The 17,556-nt window shown below is 72.7% G+C and carries 13 protein-coding genes; 6 read left to right on the forward strand and 7 right to left on the reverse strand.

The window, feature by feature from the left end; all coding sequences use genetic code 11:
* The 3 genes from ACFOWE_RS26045 to ACFOWE_RS26055 all read right to left on the reverse strand — a co-directional run.
* Positions 1 to 197: LysE family transporter (locus ACFOWE_RS26045; RefSeq protein WP_377292280.1), on the reverse strand; the 197-nt coding region annotated here is incomplete at its 3' end.
* 222 nt (positions 198 to 419) lie between these two features.
* Complete coding sequence (locus tag ACFOWE_RS26050; protein ID WP_377292282.1) at positions 420 to 1,088, reverse strand: DUF305 domain-containing protein; 669 nt, start codon at positions 1,086 to 1,088, stop codon at positions 420 to 422.
* The gene (locus tag ACFOWE_RS26055; RefSeq protein WP_377292284.1) at positions 1,085 to 2,569 is read right to left on the reverse strand and encodes an LVIVD repeat-containing protein; all 1,485 of its coding nucleotides are present in this window, start codon (positions 2,567 to 2,569) and stop codon (positions 1,085 to 1,087) included. Before ACFOWE_RS26055 ends, ACFOWE_RS26050 begins: the two co-directional genes overlap by 4 nt.
* Before the next feature lie 372 nt (positions 2,570 to 2,941).
* Between ACFOWE_RS26055 and ACFOWE_RS26060 the strand changes: the two genes are divergently transcribed.
* The gene (locus ACFOWE_RS26060; RefSeq protein ID WP_377292286.1) at positions 2,942 to 3,919 is read left to right on the forward strand and encodes a tyrosine-type recombinase/integrase; all 978 of its coding nucleotides are present in this window, start codon (positions 2,942 to 2,944) and stop codon (positions 3,917 to 3,919) included.
* A 73-nt stretch (positions 3,920 to 3,992) separates the two neighbouring features.
* On the opposite strand, the gene ACFOWE_RS26065 is transcribed toward ACFOWE_RS26060, so the two are convergent.
* Both ACFOWE_RS26065 and ACFOWE_RS26070 read right to left on the reverse strand, forming a co-directional pair.
* Positions 3,993 to 4,775: a thioesterase family protein gene (locus ACFOWE_RS26065; RefSeq protein ID WP_377292288.1), complete on the reverse strand. Its 783-nt coding sequence runs from the start codon at positions 4,773 to 4,775 to the stop codon at positions 3,993 to 3,995.
* Positions 4,776 to 4,912: 137 nt separating this feature from the next.
* Positions 4,913 to 5,665, reverse strand: coding sequence for an MOSC domain-containing protein (locus tag ACFOWE_RS26070; RefSeq protein WP_377292290.1), 753 nt, complete (start codon positions 5,663 to 5,665; stop codon positions 4,913 to 4,915).
* A gap of 310 nt (positions 5,666 to 5,975) precedes the next feature.
* Between ACFOWE_RS26070 and ACFOWE_RS26075 the strand changes: the two genes are divergently transcribed.
* From ACFOWE_RS26075 to ACFOWE_RS26085, 3 genes are all read left to right on the forward strand, one after another.
* The gene (locus ACFOWE_RS26075) at positions 5,976 to 8,384 is read left to right on the forward strand and encodes a PAS domain S-box protein (RefSeq protein WP_377292292.1); all 2,409 of its coding nucleotides are present in this window, start codon (positions 5,976 to 5,978) and stop codon (positions 8,382 to 8,384) included.
* A gap of 420 nt (positions 8,385 to 8,804) precedes the next feature.
* On the forward strand, positions 8,805 to 9,455 hold the full coding sequence (locus ACFOWE_RS26080) for a lysophospholipid acyltransferase family protein (RefSeq protein WP_377292294.1): 651 nt from the start codon (positions 8,805 to 8,807) through the stop codon (positions 9,453 to 9,455).
* A gap of 70 nt (positions 9,456 to 9,525) precedes the next feature.
* Positions 9,526 to 11,175 carry a penicillin-binding transpeptidase domain-containing protein gene (locus ACFOWE_RS26085; protein ID WP_377292296.1) on the forward strand — a complete coding sequence of 550 codons (1,650 nt, stop codon included), beginning with the start codon at positions 9,526 to 9,528 and terminating at the stop codon, positions 11,173 to 11,175.
* Between the two features lie 357 nt (positions 11,176 to 11,532).
* Here ACFOWE_RS26085 and ACFOWE_RS26090 read toward each other — a convergent pair whose 3' ends face one another.
* The gene (locus ACFOWE_RS26090; protein ID WP_377292298.1) at positions 11,533 to 11,817 is read right to left on the reverse strand and encodes a DUF3040 domain-containing protein; all 285 of its coding nucleotides are present in this window, start codon (positions 11,815 to 11,817) and stop codon (positions 11,533 to 11,535) included.
* A 553-nt stretch (positions 11,818 to 12,370) separates the two neighbouring features.
* Between ACFOWE_RS26090 and ACFOWE_RS26095 the strand changes: the two genes are divergently transcribed.
* Positions 12,371 to 15,547, forward strand: a complete 3,177-nt coding sequence (locus ACFOWE_RS26095) for a S41 family peptidase (protein WP_377292300.1) — start codon at positions 12,371 to 12,373, stop codon at positions 15,545 to 15,547.
* A gap of 42 nt (positions 15,548 to 15,589) precedes the next feature.
* Here ACFOWE_RS26095 and ACFOWE_RS26100 read toward each other — a convergent pair whose 3' ends face one another.
* Positions 15,590 to 16,582 carry a helix-turn-helix transcriptional regulator gene (locus ACFOWE_RS26100; protein WP_377292302.1) on the reverse strand — a complete coding sequence of 331 codons (993 nt, stop codon included), beginning with the start codon at positions 16,580 to 16,582 and terminating at the stop codon, positions 15,590 to 15,592.
* 85 nt (positions 16,583 to 16,667) lie between these two features.
* Between ACFOWE_RS26100 and ACFOWE_RS26105 the strand changes: the two genes are divergently transcribed.
* On the forward strand, positions 16,668 to 17,483 hold the full coding sequence (locus tag ACFOWE_RS26105) for an alpha/beta fold hydrolase (RefSeq protein WP_377292304.1): 816 nt from the start codon (positions 16,668 to 16,670) through the stop codon (positions 17,481 to 17,483).
* Positions 17,484 to 17,556 lie beyond the last annotated feature (73 nt).

The raw sequence follows: 17,556 nt of genomic DNA on the forward strand, positions 1-17,556 counted from the left end.
AACACCGCCGTGATCCCGGTCACCACCGCCACCAGGTAGACCACGAAACCGGCCGCCACGCCCGCCAGCGAGACCAGCCCCGCCCGCCGCCCCTGCGTCACAGAACGCGACACCAGGTAGATCATGTTCGGCCCAGGCGTCAGCACCATCCCCAACGACACCAGCGCGACCCCGGCCACAGCCCCCACAGAGATCATGCGGCCATCATCGGCCCCCGCCCCACCAGAAAAAACAGCCAATCCGCCCTAATGGCTCTGAAAACACGAGACGCGCCCCACCACCCACCTCGCCAGGCAGAACCGACGGCCGACAACGAACAGCAGGCGACGAGCGGCAGGTGACGGGCGACCACCAGGACAGACCGCCGACCGACACCGGCCACAGGCGGATGCCATCACGGAAGCCCGCCCCCCCAGACCTCACCCACCGACCGGCGACGGCAGCGGCCCATGCCCCAGAGCAGCCAGCAGACCACCCATCACCGCGATCTCCTCACGCTGCTCGGCGGCCATCACCAGCGCCAGAGCACGCACCTGCGGATGCCCTGCACGACGAGCCGCCTCCGCCGCCATCACCAACCCCCCCTCATGGTGACGGATCATCAGCTTCAGAAACCACACCTCCACCTCCTCCCCCTCACCCTCCCCCAGCCGGCCGATCTCCTCCTGCGACGCCATCCCCGGCATCACCCCACCTCCGTGACCCCCGTGATCCCCGTGATCCTTGTGATCCTTGTGACGACCCCCCATCCACGTCATCGCCGCACCCGACGGCACCTGCGGAGCACCCCACAGCGCCAGCCACCCCTGCATCACCCCGATCTCCCTGACCTGATTGAGCTCCATCGCCGACGCCACCCCCGCCACCGACGGACCCACCCGGCCCCGCACCACCTGAGCCATCGTCACCGCCTGCTGATGGTGCACCACCATGTCCTGGGCGAACCCCACATCGACCGCACCCCCCGCCACCACCCGCGACACACCCGGCGACGGCCCACCCTCCGGCAGCCACACCCCCAACCCGACCCCCACCAGCACGAACGCGACAGCCGAGAACACCCGCCCGGCGACCGGCCGCCCGCTCACCGCAGCGGATAGACGCCGTTGGCGAACCGCAGCAGCAGCGCCCCGTTGTCGTCACACGACACCCACAACCGGCCACCGTCGAACCGCGGCGGCGACATACACCAGTCCGCCGTCATGTCCATCGGCCCCGTGTACAGCGGCGGACCGTCGACCGGCCCGTACGGCAGATCCGTGAACGACGCCCCGAACGGCACGAACGCATGCGCCGAGTTCCGCAGCCGCTCCCGCTCACCGACCTGCGCCGGCGGATTGAAATACGCGATCTCACGCGGCCTCCTCAGATCACGGATGTCGAACACCCGGATCCCCGACTGCGTCCAACCGCACGCCAGCGCCGTGGGATCGACCACCCGATCCACACTGCAGTAATGCGAGTCATAACCGAAGATCCCGTTCCTGGCGGTGTCCGCCTGCCGCCGCCTCAGATGCTCCGGCCGGTTGATCTCCAGCTTCAGCTTCCGCACCGTCACCGGCCGCCGCTCATCGGAGATGTCCAGGATCCGCACCCCACCCGAACCCAGCTCGTCCACCACCACCAGGTACGGCCGCCCCCGCCGCGTGAACGGAACCGCGTGCTGCGTGACCAGGCCGTCGGACCACTTCACCTCGGAGACACGCCGCAACTGCGGATTCCTCCTGCGACGCTGGACGTCACTGGAATCGAAGACGATGATCCCCGTGGGAATGTTCGCCACATAGATCCGGTCACCGTCACGGCTCACACCCAGACCATGATTGGTCAGCCCGATGATCCCGTTGTAGAGCACCTTCGGCTTACGCGGATCCGACATGTCCAGCGCCGCGATGGTGCCGCCCACCGTCCCCGTCGTCCAATAGGTACGCCCATCCGGTGACCATGCCGCCTCATGACCCGGGAACAGACCCGGCATCGTGAACTTCGTCCCCTTGACCCCGTTGAGCAGCCGAGGACGGGCGCAATCCGTCTTCACGTCATAGACCGACACGAAGAACCCGCCACTCAGAGCACCGACCGACACCGCCGCCAGCAGCCCACGACCCTCATGGACCTTCAACGTCTCCCACGTCCCACCGAGCGTCGCCGGACTGACCAGCGAACCCGACAACCGCGGCCGACGCGGATCCGACATGTCGACCACATTGACCCCCGGCCGCCTCGCCGTCACCGCACTCGGCAGAATCGTCCCCAGATACTGGCACGTGCCGTAGGACGCCCCGACCGTCCCCTGCCCCTCCCCCTGGTACCGGCCGACCAGCTCCAGATTGCACCGGTACCCCCGCTCACTCCGCCCGCTCCTGCGATCGGCCAGCGGAACCTGCCCCTGCAGACCCGTCTCCGGCGCGGACCCGGGACCGCACACCGCCCGCGGCACCCGCGCGTCCACCCCGGCGTCCATCACGGAGTCCACCCCGGCGACCGCCTCGGCCCGCTCGACGCCGCCGGCCGGCCCGGACGCCGCCACCACCGCGGTGACCACGGACAGCGCCAGCGCCCTGCACACCCACCGGCGTCCCCGCCCGGAACCGGAACGGCCCGGGCCTCGCCCTCCGGGGACCAGGCCGGCGGCGAAGGACGGTACGGCCGGACGGATCGGGCGTCTCATGGCGGCTCCAGGGGAACGGACACGGGACCGTCCGGCGGGAGCGCCGGAGGCCTCCTGTGTCGGCCGCCCCACTGTAAGAAACCGTTTACCTCTTGTTGAGAGAGGCGGCGCGAGTGTTCCGAGGAGATTTTGCGCCGATCTCGCTAAAAACCGCGACGATGCCCGCGAGGTTCTTTCCGTTGGGGCGGTTGGAGTTGATTTCAAGATCGTTTTTGCGTCTTTCTATCGCCTTTACAATGTAGATTCATAAGGGAGGATAGGATCACCTCGATGAGTGTGCCGGCCGTACCCGCCGCCTCGGCCGCCCCCGCGGTCGAGGCCGTGCGCGATCCCTACCACGTCTACCTCGCCTCCCTGGCCAGCGCCGAGTCCCGGCGTGCCATGCGCGGCTGCCTGGACCGCCTGGCCGCCCTCATCTCAGGCGACGAGAACGCCTCCGGCGCCGGTCAGCCCTGGCATCTGCTCCGCTACGAGCACACCGTGCGGCTGCGCACCCTCATGACCGAACGCGGCTGGTCCCCCGCCTACGTCAACAAGCACCTCGTCGCGCTCCGCCGCGTGCTGCGCGAGGCGTGGCGGCTCGGGCGGATGACCGCCGAGGAGTACCAGCGCGCCAGCGACCTGCCGGCCCTCGAGCACACCCGCCTGCCCGCCGGGCAGCACGTCCCCGCGGAGGTCGTGGGCGCCGCCCTGGCCGCCTGCGAGGCCGACGACTCCCCCGCCGGGCTCCGCGACGCCGCCCTGCTGGCGGTGCTGTACTCCACCGGCTGCCGCCGCGCGGAGATCGCCGGGCTGGCCCTGGCCGACTACGACCCGGCCGCCCGCTCCCTGCGGGTGCGCGGCAAACGCGACAAGGAACGTCTGGTCTACCTGACCGCCCAGGCCGTCGGCCGGCTGGAGCGGTGGCTGGCGCTCCGCGGGCGCGCCGACGGCGCCCTGTTCTGCCCCATCGCCAGGTCCGGGTCCCTGCGCCTGCGCGACGGCGGGCCCGCCGCCATGACGGGCCAGGCCGTCGCCGACATCCTGGCCCGGCGGCTGGCGCAGGCCGGAGCCGCGCCGCGCACCCCCCACGACTTCCGGCGCACCTTCATCGGCGAGTTGCTCGACGCGGGCGTGGACCTGGCCACCGCCCAGGCCCTCGTCGGCCACGCCTCCCCCGCCACCACAGCACGGTACGACCGCCGCCCCGAGCGCCGCCGCCGCGAGGCCGTCGACCGGATCGCCCTCCCGGCCGCCCGGCCCCTGTGAGGTGACAGCCCCGGCATCAGCGCCGTCGGCCGGTGGTGGTCCGTCGCGGTGGGGCGGCGTGGGCGGCCGGGTCTCACCGGCGGCGGACCAGCAGCGGCTGGGCGACCTCCCCCAGATAGCCGTCGGGGTCGCTCAGCGTGGCCTGCGCCAGCCCCAGCCCGTCCGGCGACAGGCGGGTACGGCAGTCCATGTGCACCCACTCGCCCTCGGGCATCCGCAGCAGGGTGGTGGTCATGGTCGGCGGGATGGACAGCCACTCCTCCATCGGCAGGGCCAGGGAGAGCCCGTTGGCCGAGTCGGCGACGATCAGCGCCCGGGCCAGGCCGGTGGGCTTCTCCCCCGCGATCAGCGGCAGGCGCACCCGCGTCCACACCCGCGCCGTGCCCCCGGCGCCGTGACCACCGCCGGTGAACCGCCACTCGACGGCCTCGCCGTACCCCCAGCCGGTCAGGCCGGGGAAGCCGAACGGGACGGCCTCGTCCGGCGGCGGTGGCGGCGCGAAAGGCTCGCCCTCGGCGGGCGGCTCGGGGCCGGTCGCGATGTGCCAGGCGCGGGCGGCCACCACGGCGCGGCCGTCGGCGACCAGGCATGCCTCCGACAGGCTGACCTGCCGGCCCGGCCGGATCTGGGAGACCTCGACGCGGACCGGGCGGCGCGGTATCGGGCCGAGGAAGTCCACGGAGATCCGGGCCAGGCGCAGGCCCGGCCCCGCCGTGGCGTCGATCGCGTGCGCCAGCAGCGCCGTGGGAGGCCCGCCGTGCTGGGCCCGGCGGTCCCAGGGGCTCTCGGTCGCGCGGGTCGGCTCGTACACGTCGTCGCCGGCGGGCAGGTAGAAGGCCTCGGTCATGGCGCTCATAGAACAATATTCGGGCGGCCGGCGGCAAGGTGAGAGCGCCTTCTCCCGAGCGTGGCCCCGGCCGGGGATGAGCCCCATGCCTCCCGGGCCGGGGTGGCCGTCAGGCGTGGAGGCGCGGAGAAGACCGGGCCGGCGGGTCAGTGCTCGGTGGCGAGGACGGTCACCGGGTCGCCGACCCGGATCTCACCGTGGTCACGGGGGACGAAGCGCACGCCGAACCAGGTCTTGCCGCCCCAGCGGCGGTGGCGGGCCAGGGTGCTGAGGGGCTCCCTGCCCTTCTCGAAGGCGGTGGGGTCGTAGGTGGTCACGGCGCAGCGGTCGCAGAGTTCGGACATGCGGAAACGGAGGGCGCCGATGCGGATCTCGCGCCAGGTGTCCTCGGCGTAGGGGGCGAAGCCGTCCACGACGAGGTCGGGGCGGAAGCGGGCCATGTCGAGCGGGGCGGGGACCTCCTCCTGACGTTCGAGGGCGCCCTCGGCGATCCAGTCGTCGAGCCGGCGGAGGGAGGAACGTGAGGTGAGCAGGAAGAGGGCGTCCCCGGCCAGGCTGACGACGTCGCCGGGCAGACCGCCGTGGGAGGCGGGCGCGGCGCAGCGGCGGGGGTCGTCGAGCCAGACGAGGCGGGCGGGTTTCCCCAGTAAGCGGGCGAACCAGGCATGGGCCTCCGGATGGGCGAGGACCACCGTGTCCACCTCCACGAAGTGGGCGGGGACGTGCTCACCGGTGGCCGGGGGGACCTTCAGCCGCGGCAGACCAGGGGCCTCGAGCAGGAGGCCGCCTTCGGCGGTGGGGGTGGCCGCGACGGAGAGCAGCCGCGGATTCCCCCCTGCCCAGTGCAGGTCGCCCGATTCGTCCACCACGGCCCAGCGGCGGTCCTCGCCAGTCCCCACGGCTCCACGACCGCCGAATCAACAACTCGCTCAGAAACCGACTTAACCGGATAGCTACGGATCTCGGCCAGTTCCATTCCGCCAGCCTAGGTCCAGGCATCACTCCTCGAAACCCATCGGGTCCGGGCGAGTCCCGTGCCGAGCGGCCCCGGGGACGTCACCGCGCCGTCCTGACATCCCGGCGCGGAGCCCCCCTCCCCCGTCCGCCCGCCTGCCCGTTCCCCGTCCCCTGCCGCGTACCGGAGCGGGACGGGCGCATACCGTGACATAGATTGCGGTGCAGGGGAACACGCAGGTCCGGGGGGCGGGCATGGGGACGGTCGGACATCTCGGGGACGCCAAGGCGCTGCAGGCGATTCTGGAGCGCGCCCGCGACGCGTTCATCTCACTCGACGCCGCCGGGACGATCCGGGCGTGGAACGCCGCGGCCGAGCGGCTGTTCGGCTGGCCCGCCGAAGAGGCCGTCGGCCGCCGGGTCACCGATCTGCTCGCCCCGCCCTCCCTGCGCGCCCGCTACGGCGAGGGCCTGGCCTACCTGCTCGAGCACGGCCCCGCGGTGCTGCCCGACCACCGCCTGGAGCTGACCGTCACCGACCGCGGCGGCCGGGAGTTCCCCATAGAGATGGCGTTGCAGGTCGACGACGAGCACGGCGCCCCGGCCATCCACGCGTTCGTGCACGACATCAGCGAACGGCACGCGGCCCGGCGGCAACTGGAGGAGGAGCGCACGTTCCTGCAGACCCTGCTCGACAGTCTGCAGGTGGGGGTGATGGCCTGCGACACCGATGGCCGGCTGACACTGGTCAACCAGGCGGCCCGCCAGCTCCACCGGTTCCCGGCCGAGTCCGCGGCGGAGGACCTCCACGGACCGCACAGCCGTCACCTGTTCGCCCCGGACGGCCGCACCCCGCTCCGGCCGGAGCAGACCCCGCTGGCGCGGGCGTTCGCCGGAGAGCAGATCGAGGGGCAGCACCTGGTGATCCGCCCGCCCGGGGCCGGGACACGCCGGTGCGTGGTCAACAGCCGCCCCATCGCCACCCCCGACGGGCGCCGCCTGGGCGCGGTGTCCGCCCTGCACGACATCACCGACCAGCACCGCGCCCAGGTGCTGCGCGACGCCCAGCACGCGGTGGCGCAGGTGCTGGCCGAGGCGGCCGGCAGCGAGCAGGTCTCCGCGGGGGTGCTCACCGCGGTCGTCCGGGCCCTGGACTGGTCCTACGGCGAATACTGGCAGATCGGCTCCACGCAGAACCACCTGACGTGCGTCGGCTCCTGGGGCCGGCCCGGGCTGTCCTTCACCTGCGACCCCGAGATGAGGGTCCAGCCGGGACAGGGACTGGCCGGACTGGTGTGGGCCACCGGCAGGGCGACCTGGATCAGCGACCTGGGCGCCGACCCCCGCCCCTTCGCCCGCCGGCAGGACGCGCTGCGGGCGGGCCTGCGCACGGCCGTCGCCCTGCCGGTCCGCAGCGGCGACCAGGTGCTGGGTGTGCTGATCTTCTGCAGTGACGCCGTCCAGGAGCCCGACGACGACCTGGTCGCCATGCTCGACGGCGTCTGCGCACACGTCGGCCGCTACCTCGAGCGCCGCCGTGCCGAGGAGCTCGCCCTGGCGCTGGCCGCCAGCCGCCGCCATTTCGACCAGGTCGTCTCCCAGATCGACGACAACGTGTGGACCATCGAGATCCTCCCGGACGGCCGGACCCGCTCGGTGTACCAGAGCCAGCGCGCCGCGGGGATCTTCGGCGACCCGGTCCCCGACGACTCCGACATCTCCGGACTGCTGCTCCAGCAGATCCACCCCGACGACCGGGAGGCCTACACCGCCTTCGACTCCAGGGTCCGCTCCGGGGAGAACGCGCAGATCGAGTGCCGCTTCGTCGGCCTGGACGGCGTCGTGCGCTGGATCTGGATCCGCAGCACCCCGCGCCGCGAGGGCGGCCGTCTCTTCGCCGACGGCATCTCCACCGACGTGACCGAGCACCACCGGCTGGCCGAGGAGCACGACCGGATGAAGGACGAACTGGTCGCCCTGGTCAGCCACGAGCTGCGCAACCCGATCGGCGCGATCCGCGGCTACGTGGAGATGCTCGTGGACACCCCCGGCCTGACCGAAACCCAGCGCACGTTCGCCGGCATCATCGACCGCACCAGCGCCCACCTGCTGCGCCTGGTCGACGACCTGCTGGACCTGGCCCGGCTCGACGCCGGGCACATCACCATCGACCCCCGCCCGATCTCCCTGACCCGCCTGGTGCGCCAGGCCGTCGACGACCACCGGGCGGCGGCCGAGTCCGGCCATCTGGACCTCGTCGCCGATCTGGACCTGCAGCTGCCGGTGAACGCCGACCCGCTACGGCTCCGCCAGGTGCTGGACAACCTGCTCTCCAACGCGATCAAGTACACCCCTGAGGGCGGCGCCGTCACCGTCGGCATCGGCGCCGACGAGGAGGGGGAAGGGACCGCCGTCGTCACCGTGGCCGACACCGGCATCGGCATCCCGCCCGAGCAGTACCCGCTGCTGTTCACCCGGTTCTTCCGCGCCTCCACCGCGCAGGAGGCCGGCATCAAGGGCACCGGGCTGGGCCTGGCCATCACCAAGGCGATCGTCGAGGCCCACGGCGGCGTCATCACCGCCGCCCCCCGCGAGGGCGGCGGCACCGTGCTCACCGTCCGCCTGCCCGCCTCCCTGCCCTCCGCGGCGTCACCGGCCGGCTGAACCCGCGCCCGGAGCGCCGCGTGCCCGCTCCCCGGGTGGGGCCCGCGTCCGCATCCGGCGCACCGGTAACGGGGAAGTGGAATAACCACCGCCCCACGTCCGTTAGAGTCTTCGTGCCGATGTGGTTTGTGTCCCCCGGGCCGCAAATTACCGCCTTCACGGAATACCGTTCGGCTGGAGCCGTGTTGTGCCTCTCGCCGAGGAGGCGACCGCCACATCGGCACTAAACGTTCCGCCCCACGGGTGCCCCGCACCCGTGGGGCTTCTTCTTTGCCCCCGCCTGCCGCCCCGATGCCCGCCAGACGGCACACCCGTTGGCGATGATCTACAAACACCAAGGTTCCGCTTGTGCGGGTGTCCACACCTCCCGGTCACCGGGACACCACCTAGTGTGGTGTTCCCGCACCGTGAGGAGAGTCCGTGCTCTACCGTCTGGCCAAGATCGTCAGCGCCCCTTTCCTTCACCTGCTCTGGCCCACCCGGGCCACCGGGGTCGAGCACGTTCCCGTCACGGGCCCGGCCATCCTGGCCTCCAACCACCTGTCGGTCCTCGACTCGACGTTCCTGCCACTGGTCGTCCCCCGCCAGGTGCGCTTCGTCGCCAAGCAGGAGTACTTCACCGGCAACCCCGTCACCGCCGCCTGGATGCGGGCCACCGGCCAGATCGCCATCGACCGGCAGAGCCCCACCGCGGCGCAGGACATGCTCGACGCCGCCGCCCGGGTGCTCAAGGACGGCGGGTTGTTCGGCATCTACCCCGAGGGCACCCGCTCCCCCGACGGCCGCCTCTACCGGGGCAAGATCGGCGTCGCCTGGCTGGCGCTGGCCACCGGGGCGCCGGTGCTCCCGGTCGCCATGGCCGGCACCGACCGGGTGCTGCCGATCGGCGCCACGGTGCCCCGGCTCGGCCGGGTCGAGGTGCGGATCGGCGAGCCGATGACGTTCACCGGCTCGGAGAGCAGCGCCCGCGACCGCCGCCGGGTGACCGACGAGATCATGGCGGCGATCCAGCGGCTGTCCGGCCAGGAGTACGTGGCCGCCTACGCCCCCCGCCGCACCTCAGAAGACTGATCTTTTCGGCATATGTCGGAATGGTCACGCTAGGGTGGTGCGCTGAGTTTCGGCGAACGGGGGTGGCCAGATGCCGCGTGCCAGGACGATCGTGATCGGGACCGTGACCGCCGCGCTGGTGGCGGGCGCCGCCGGCGGCGGCGCCTGGTGGTACCTGCACACGCGCGGCACCCCGCAGGAGGTCGCGCAGCGGTTCACCCAGGCCTGGCAGCGGGGCGACCTGACCGCGATGCGCGCCGAGCTGGGCACGGCCGATCCCGCCTTCATGCGCACCTACGAGGCCATGCGCACCGGCTGGGCGGTGGAGAGCACCGCGGTGCGGCTCGACGCCGTGCGCGAGACCGGGGACGGCACCGCCGAGGCCGCCTACACCGCCACGCTGCGGCTGAAGAACGTCGGTGAGTGGAGCTACTCCGGCGCCGTCGGCCTGGCGGTCGTCGACCGGCACTGGAAGGTCGACTGGTCCCCCTCGGCCGTCCATCCCAGGCTCACGGCGGGCGCCTCCTTCGCGCTGAAGACCGTATGGCCGCAGCGGGCGGCCGTCACCGCCGCCGGCGGCGAGCGCATCGACGGCGCCGGGGTGGGCGGATCGGTCCAGCAGCTCGTCGGCTTCCTGGACAAGGCCACCGCCAAGGACGTCGGGAGGCTCGGCCCCTCCTACAAGACGGGCCAGGCCATCGGCCGGGGCGGACTGCAGGAGAGGTTCGAGCAGCGCCTGGCCGGCACGCCCGCCACCGAGATCCGGCTCGTCACCGCCGGCGGCAAGGCGTCCGAGGACGCCACGACCCTCGCCACGATCGAGGGGAAGAAGGGCGAGCCGCTGGAGACCAGCCTGGACCTGCGGGTCCAGCAGGCCGCGGCCGACGCCGTGCGCGACCTGGACAAGACCGCCTCGCTGGTCGCGATCAGGCCCTCCACCGGAGAGGTCCTCGCCGTCGTCAACAACAAGGGCGGCTTCAACCGCGCCCTGAGCGGCGCCTACCCGCCCGGCTCCACCTTCAAGGCCGTCACCGCCGTCGGCCTCCTGTCCGGCGGGCTGGACCCCTCCGAGCGGGTCACCTGTCCCAAGGACGTCAACGTCGGCGGGTTGCCGATCCGCAACTCCCACCACGCCGCCTACGGCACGGTGACCTTCTCCGACTCCTTCGCCCACTCCTGCAACACGACCTTCGCCCCGCTGACGAAGGAGCGGCTGAACCCCGACGAGCTCGTGCGGACCGCCGAGAGCCTGGGCTTCAACAAGAAGCTCGACCTCGGGGTCCCGGCGGGCGTGGTCAAGGGGGGGAGCGTTCCCCGTGCCGAGAGTGACGCCGAGCTGGCCGCCGAGTCCTTCGGGCAGGGCCGCATCACCGCCAGCCCGCTGATGATGGCCTCGGTCGCCGCCGCGCTCGCCGACGGCACCTGGCGCCCGCCGACCCTGGTGCCCTCGCTGGAGCAGGAGCACGAGCCGCAGGCCCTTCCGGAGGGCGTCACCGAGAAGCTGCACCCGATGATGGCCGCGGTCGTCAGCAAGGGCACCGCCAAGGGCGCGGGTCTTCCTCGGGGCACCCGCGGCAAGACCGGCACCGCCGAGTACGGCCCGGCCGGCGACCTGAAGACCCACGCCTGGTTCATCGGGTTCCACGGCGACCTGGCCTTCGCGGTGATCGTCGAGGACGGCGCCGGCGGCGGCTCGGACGCCGCCCCGGTCGGCGCGGCGTTCCTGCGCGCACTGCGCTGAGCGCGGGGACCACCGCCATCAGGCGGCCGAGTCCGGTGGCGCGTGGTCAGCGCACTCGCCACACGCGCAGAGCGGCGCCTCCCGCGGGCAGGCTCACCCGGCCACCCGACGGGGTCGGATCGGCGGCGCCGTACACGCCGGTGAGGGGCGCGCCGATCGGGAGCGTCACCGGGCCGTGCTCCGCTCCGCGCCCGGGTTCCGCTGGCGCGCCGAGGACCGGAGTTCGCGGCCCGCCTTCCCGGAGGAGCCGACGGGCCACGGACCGGTCTTCGTGACCATGCTGGAGACCGGTCAGAGGGCTCCGGCACCGACGGACGCGTTCCGGCCGGGCCGCGGCGCGGCCCGGCCGGAGCACGGTCAGAGCGGGAGCGCGGAGGCGGCGCCCTGTTGCAGGATCATGACGAGCAGCATCGCCAGCAGGGTCACGATCAGCATCCAGCTGACCAGGATGACGATCGTCGACCGGCGAGGGCGTCTGCGCGATCGGGCCGTCCCGCCGGTCTCCCTCCGGCGGCGGTCGTTCTCCCGGCGCTGGACGCGCTCGTTGAACGACTCCAACCGCGCGGCGAGCCGCGGGTCCTCGTCGATGAGGTAACGCTCGATCTGAAGCAGCATTCGCTCCTCGTCTTGCGACCAGGCCATGCCGCACCTCCCCGGAAGCAAGGCGTGTGCCGACGTTCTGCCCAATCATGAAGATCATTAGCCGTTCCGAGGCCTGCGATTTACCTCTTCTTTGCCCTGTGGCCTCGCGGTCACCGGGGGTCGGCGACTCCCTTGACCGATTCCTGACGTCCTGCCCCTCCGCGCCCCTCCGGGGAGAGGGGCTCGCCTTCCGGCGCCGGTGGATGACTAATCCCTAGAAAGGGTATGAACAGCCACGATGTTGCTGATCAGGCGCATCACAGTACAAAAATCAGGGGGAAGCATGGCAGACAAGAAGAAGCCCACGAAGGCCTCGGGCAAGCAGAAGAAGGCCGCCATCAAGGCCACACGCGAGGCCAAGCAGGCCAAGCGGGAGAGCAAACGCCCCGAGGGCGCCGAATAACGCCCCGCCACCGGGGGGACGATTCCCAGACCCCGGCCGTCACACCACGTGACAGCCGGGGCACCCGGGACGTCCCCGCCCGAGGCGGACTCCGCTCCGTGATCGGACGGCCGCGGGACGTCCGAACCGCCCGATCACGGAGTGAACCCCATGTCCGCCTACCTGCGATTCCCCACGATCTTCGGTGACGCCGTCGCGTTCGCCGCCGAGGACGATCTCTGGATGGTGCCCGCCACCGGCGGACGCGCCTTCCGCCTCACCGCCGGAGTCGCCGAGGCCGGCTACCCCCGCTTCTCCCCGCGCGGCGACCGGCTCGCCTTCGCCGGCCGCGAGGAGGGCCCCGAAGAGGTCTACGTGATGCCCGCCGACGGCGGCTCCGCCCGGCGCGTCACCTACCACGGCACCCGCTCCACCGTCACCGGCTGGGACCCCGACGGCGCCATCGTCTACGCCAGCGACGCCGGCCAGCCCTTCCACGGCCAGAAATGGCTCCACCGCGTCCTGCCCCGCCGCGCCCCCGAACGCCTGCCGTACGGCCCGGCCGGCTCCATCTCCTACGGCCCGCAGATCGTGCTCGGCCGCAACACCGCCGACCCCGCCCGCTGGAAGCGCTACCGCGGCGGCACCGTCGGCGACCTGTGGATCGGCACCACCGCCTTCCGCCGGCTGATCACCCTGCCCGGCAACCTCGCCTCCCCCTGCTGGGCCGGCGAGCGCGTCTACTTCATCTCCGACCACGAGGGCGTCGGCAACGTCTACTCCTGCAGCGCCGACGGCACCGACCTGCGCCGCCACACCGACCACACCGACTACTACGCCCGCAACCTCTCCGGCGACGGCCACCGGCTCGTCTACCACGCCGGCGGCGACCTCTACCTCGTCGACGGGGGCGAGTCCCACCGCGTCGAGGTGACGCTGCCCAGCTCCCGCACCCAGCGCAACCGCCGCTTCGTCCCCGCCGACGACTACCTCGACAGCGCCACCCTCAGCCCCGACGGCAGCGGCCTGGCCATCACCACCCGGGGCAAGGCCTTCTCCTTCGCCGCCTGGGAGGGGCCCGTACGGCAGCACGGCGCCCCTTCCGGCGTCCGCTACCGCCTGCTGACCTGGCTCAACGACGGCGAACGTATGATCGCCGCGGCCAGCGACGACCGCGACCGGGAGATCCTCACCATCCTGCCCGCCGACGGTGCCACCCCGCCGGTCCCGCTCGACCACCTCGACACCGGACGCGTCACCGCGCTGGAGGTCTCCCCCAAGGCCGACACCGTCGCCATCACCAACCACCGCAACGAACTGCTCCTGGTCGACCTGGCCGTCCACCCGGCCAAGGCCACCGTGATCGACTCCAGCCGGTTCGGCGCCGTCGAGGACCCCGCCTGGTCCCCCGACGGCCGCTGGCTCGCCTACGCCGTGCCCGACACCGCGCAGACCACCGCGATCAGGCTCTGCCGCGCCGAGACCGGCCAGACCTTCCCCGCCACCCGGCCCGTCCTGCACGACTCCTGCCCGGCCTTCGACCCCGCCGGCCGCTACCTCTACTTCGTCGGCCGGCGCGTCTTCAACCCCGTCTACGACGAGCTCCAGTTCGACCTCGGCTTCCCCCTCGGCTCCCGCCTCTACGCCCTGGCGCTGCGCGCCGGCACCGGCTCACCGTTCGTCCCCGGACCCCGGCCGCTCTCCGACGACGGGAGCGGCGACGACGACGGCGACGACGGTGTCGAGTTCGTCATCGACACCGACGGCCTGCCCGACCGGATCGCCACCTTCCCCGTCCCCGAGTGCCGCTACGAGACCGTCGCCGCCGTCAAGGACAAGGTCATCTACCTCACCTACCCCGTCGAGGGCGCCCTCGGCGACGACTACGCCGAGTTCTCCGACGGCACCCTGCACGCCTACGACCTGACCAAGCAGGAACACGAGACCCTCGTCACCGACGTGTCGGCCTTCACCCTCGGCCGCGACGGCGCCACCCTGCTCTACCGCTCCGGCTCCCGGCTGCGCGTCGTCAAGGCCGGCGAGAGCCCCTCCGACGACGAGAGCCCCGGCCGCGAGAGCGGCTGGATCGACCTGTCCCGCGTCAAGGTCTCCGTCTGCCCCGACGCCGAGTGGCGGCAGATGTTCCGCGAGGCGTGGCGCCTGCAGCGCGAGCACTTCTGGGCCGAGGACATGGCCGGCATCGACTGGGAGGGCGTCTACCGCCGTTACCTGCCCCTGGTGGACCGCGTCACCACCCGCGGCGAGTTCTCCGATCTGCTCTGGGAGCTCCTCGGCGAACTCGGCACCTCCCACGCCTACGAGAGCGGCGGCGCCTACCGCGCCCGTCCCCACTACCGCCAGGGCAAGCTCGGCGCCGACATCGCCTCCGACGGCGAGCACCACCGCATCGTCCGGGTCGTCGACGGGGACCGCTGGGACCCCGAGGGCACCTCACCGCTCAACCGCCTCGGCGTCGACGCGCGGCCCGGCGACGCCGTCCTGGCCGTCAACGGCCAGCCCGTCGACCCGGCGACCGGCCCCGGCGAGCACCTCGTCAACCAGGCCGACCAGGAGGTCCAGCTCACCCTGGCCCGCGGCGAGCAGCGGTGGACCGTCACCGTCAAGGCCATCGCCGACGAGCAGCCGGGCCGCTACCGCGACTGGGTCCGCGCCAACCGCGCCCGCTGCCACGAACGCAGCGGCGGCCGCGTCGGCTACCTGCACATCCCCGACATGGGACCGGACGGCTACGCCGAGTTCCACCGCGGATTCCTCACCGAGCACGACCGCGAGGCCCTCGTCGTCGACGTCCGCTTCAACGGCGGCGGCCACGTCTCCTCCCTGCTGCTGGAGAAGCTCTCCCGCCGCCGCCTCGGCTACAACCACCCCCGCTGGGGCGCTCCCGAGCCCTACCCGGAGGAGTCGCCCCGCGGCCCGATGGTCGCCGTCACCAACGAGTGGGCCGGCTCCGACGGCGACATCTTCAGCCACACCTTCAAGCTCCTCGGCCTCGGCCCGCTGATCGGCAAACGCACCTGGGGCGGCGTGATCGGCATCTGGCCCCGGCACCAGCTGGCCGACGGGACCGTCACCACCCAGCCGGAGTTCTCCTTCGCCTTCGACGACGTGGGCTGGCGGGTGGAGAACTACGGCACCGACCCCGACATCGAGGTCGACATCACCCCGCAGGACTACGCCGCCGGGATCGACACCCAGCTGGACCGCGCGATCGAGATCGCCCTGGAGCGCCTGGCCGCGCACCCGCCGCACACCCCCAACCCCGCCGACCGGCCGCGGCTGACCATCCCCCCGCTCCCGCCCCGCCACCCCGGCGGCGCACCGGGCTGAGGACCACGAGGGATGGTCCCCGGGCCGCGGCCGGAGGAGCCCTCAGGTGGCGACCGGCGGCGGCCCGGACGGGGAAGACGGCGGCGCCGGTGGCGCGGCCCACCCCAGCAGCCGCCTCCCCAGCGCCGCCACCTCCTCGCGCAGCTCCCCGGGGGCGAGCACGGTGAACGGCCACCCCAGCCCGGCAAGCAGCCGCGCCATCCCGTCCAGCCGCTCCGCCCGCGCCTCGAACAGCACCCCCTCGGCCGTCTCCGCCAGCGAGGCGACCGACTCCGGGATCCGCTCCCGCGCCCGCTCCACCGTCGTCTCCAGCAGCACCCGCACCTCGTGGCGGTACGGCACCGCCGACAGCGACCGCACCACGTGCCCGGCCGCGTCGAACCCCTCCGGGACTTCGAAGGCCCGCTCGGTGCGCGCGGCGCCCGCCACCCGGTCCACCCGGAAGGTCCGCACCTCGCCGCTGCGGTGGTCGAACCCGGCGACGTACCACCGCCCGGAGTGGAAGACGATGCCGTAGGGGTCCAGGTCCCGCTCCGACGGCTCCCCCCGCCAGGACCGGTAGGCCAGCCGTACCGTGCGCCCGTGCCGGGCCGCACCGGCCAGCGTGAGCAGCGGCCCCGCCTTCGGCGCAGGCGACGGGACCGGGGCCCTGGTGTGCTCCAGCGTCCGCGACACCGCCTCCACCCGCTCGCGCAGCGCCCCCGGCAGCACCCGCTGGATCTTCGCCAGCGCGCTCTCGGTCGCCGTCTCCCCCACCGCCAGCCCGGTCCGCCGTCCGGCCAGCAGGCCCAGCACCACGGCCGTCGCCTCGTCGTCGGTGAGCATCAGCGGCGGCAGCTTGTAGCCGGGCAGCAGCCGGTAGCCGCCGTAGCGGCCCCGCTCGGCCTCCACCGGCACCCCCAGATCGGTCAGCCTCACCGCGTAACGGCGCACGGTGCGCTCGTCCACCTCCAGCCGGGCCGCCAGCTCCGGCCCGGTCAGACCGGGTGCGGCCTGCAGCAACTCCAGCAACGCCAGCACCCGGGCGGCCGTCATCGAAAACTCCCCAGAAATCAGGACTGGAACTGTCCGGATTCGATCCTACAGTGGACCCAGACGACGAAGGAACGGCAGGAGAACCATGAACGAGACCACCGCCACCGGCCCGAACGGCACCGCCCTCCCCGCCCCGGAGCGGAAGGGCACCTACGTCCTCGTGCCCGGCTTCTGGCTCGGCGGCTGGGCCTGGGAGAAGGTCGCCGCCCACCTCCGCGCCGCGGGCCACGACGTCCACCCCGTCACCCTCACCGGGCTCGGCGACCGCGCCCACCTGGCCACCCCGGAGACCGATCTGGAGACCCACATCCAGGACATCGTCGACACCATCGTCCAGGCCGGCCTGCACGACGTGATCCTCGTCGCCCACAGCGGCGCAGGCGCACCCGTGACCGGCGCGGCCGACCGCGTCGCCGGCCGGATCGCCCGCGTGGTCTACGTCGACAGCGGCCCGCTCGCCGACGGCATGACCCAGCTCGACATGAACGAGCCCGGGTGGAACGCCTTCGTCGAGCGGCGCGTCGCCGAGCAGGGCGGCGGGACCGCCTACCCACTGATCTCCTGGGAGGAGCAGGAGAAGGCCGGGGCCAGCCTGGAGGGCCTGGGCGAGGCCGAGCGCGCGCTCTTCGCCGCGCGGGCGACGCCCCAGCCGTACCGGACGATGACGCAGCCGCTGCGGCTCACCGGCGCGGCCGACCGGCTGCCCAAGACCCTGGTGGCGTGCTCGTTCCCGCTGGAGCAGGTCCACGCGATGATCGCCGCCGGACATCCGTTCTTCGCCGCCCTGGCCGGGCCGGAGTGGAGCTTCGCCGAGCTGCCCACCGGGCACTGGCCGATGTTCTCCAAGCCGGCCGAGACCGCCGAGGTCCTCGCCGCTCTGGTCTCTCCCGTCTCCGGGTGATCCTCGGATCTCTGGTGGTCGACCCAGCAGATCCCTTTACTATGTAGATCAATGATTGCGGCCGGGTGTGAGA

This window comes from Planomonospora corallina, assembly GCF_042650625.1.
In the GTDB taxonomy this organism is placed as follows: Bacteria; Actinomycetota; Actinomycetes; order Streptosporangiales; family Streptosporangiaceae; genus Planomonospora_B; species Planomonospora_B corallina.

Bases quoted from the DNA above. Each gene is read 5' to 3' on its own strand.
- ACFOWE_RS26105 (WP_377292304.1), top strand. From the start codon at position 16,668: ATGAACGAGACCACCGCCACCGGCCCGAACGGCACCGCCCTCCCCGCC.
- ACFOWE_RS26075 (WP_377292292.1), top strand. From the start codon at position 5,976: ATGGGGACGGTCGGACATCTCGGGGACGCCAAGGCGCTGCAGGCGATT.
- ACFOWE_RS26100 (WP_377292302.1), bottom strand. From the start codon at position 16,582: ATGACGGCCGCCCGGGTGCTGGCGTTGCTGGAGTTGCTGCAGGCCGCA.
- ACFOWE_RS26085 (WP_377292296.1), top strand. From the start codon at position 9,526: ATGCCGCGTGCCAGGACGATCGTGATCGGGACCGTGACCGCCGCGCTG.
- ACFOWE_RS26090 (WP_377292298.1), bottom strand. From the start codon at position 11,817: ATGGCCTGGTCGCAAGACGAGGAGCGAATGCTGCTTCAGATCGAGCGT.
- ACFOWE_RS26060 (WP_377292286.1), top strand. From the start codon at position 2,942: ATGAGTGTGCCGGCCGTACCCGCCGCCTCGGCCGCCCCCGCGGTCGAG.
- ACFOWE_RS26095 (WP_377292300.1), top strand. From the start codon at position 12,371: ATGTCCGCCTACCTGCGATTCCCCACGATCTTCGGTGACGCCGTCGCG.
- ACFOWE_RS26065 (WP_377292288.1), bottom strand. From the start codon at position 4,775: ATGAGCGCCATGACCGAGGCCTTCTACCTGCCCGCCGGCGACGACGTG.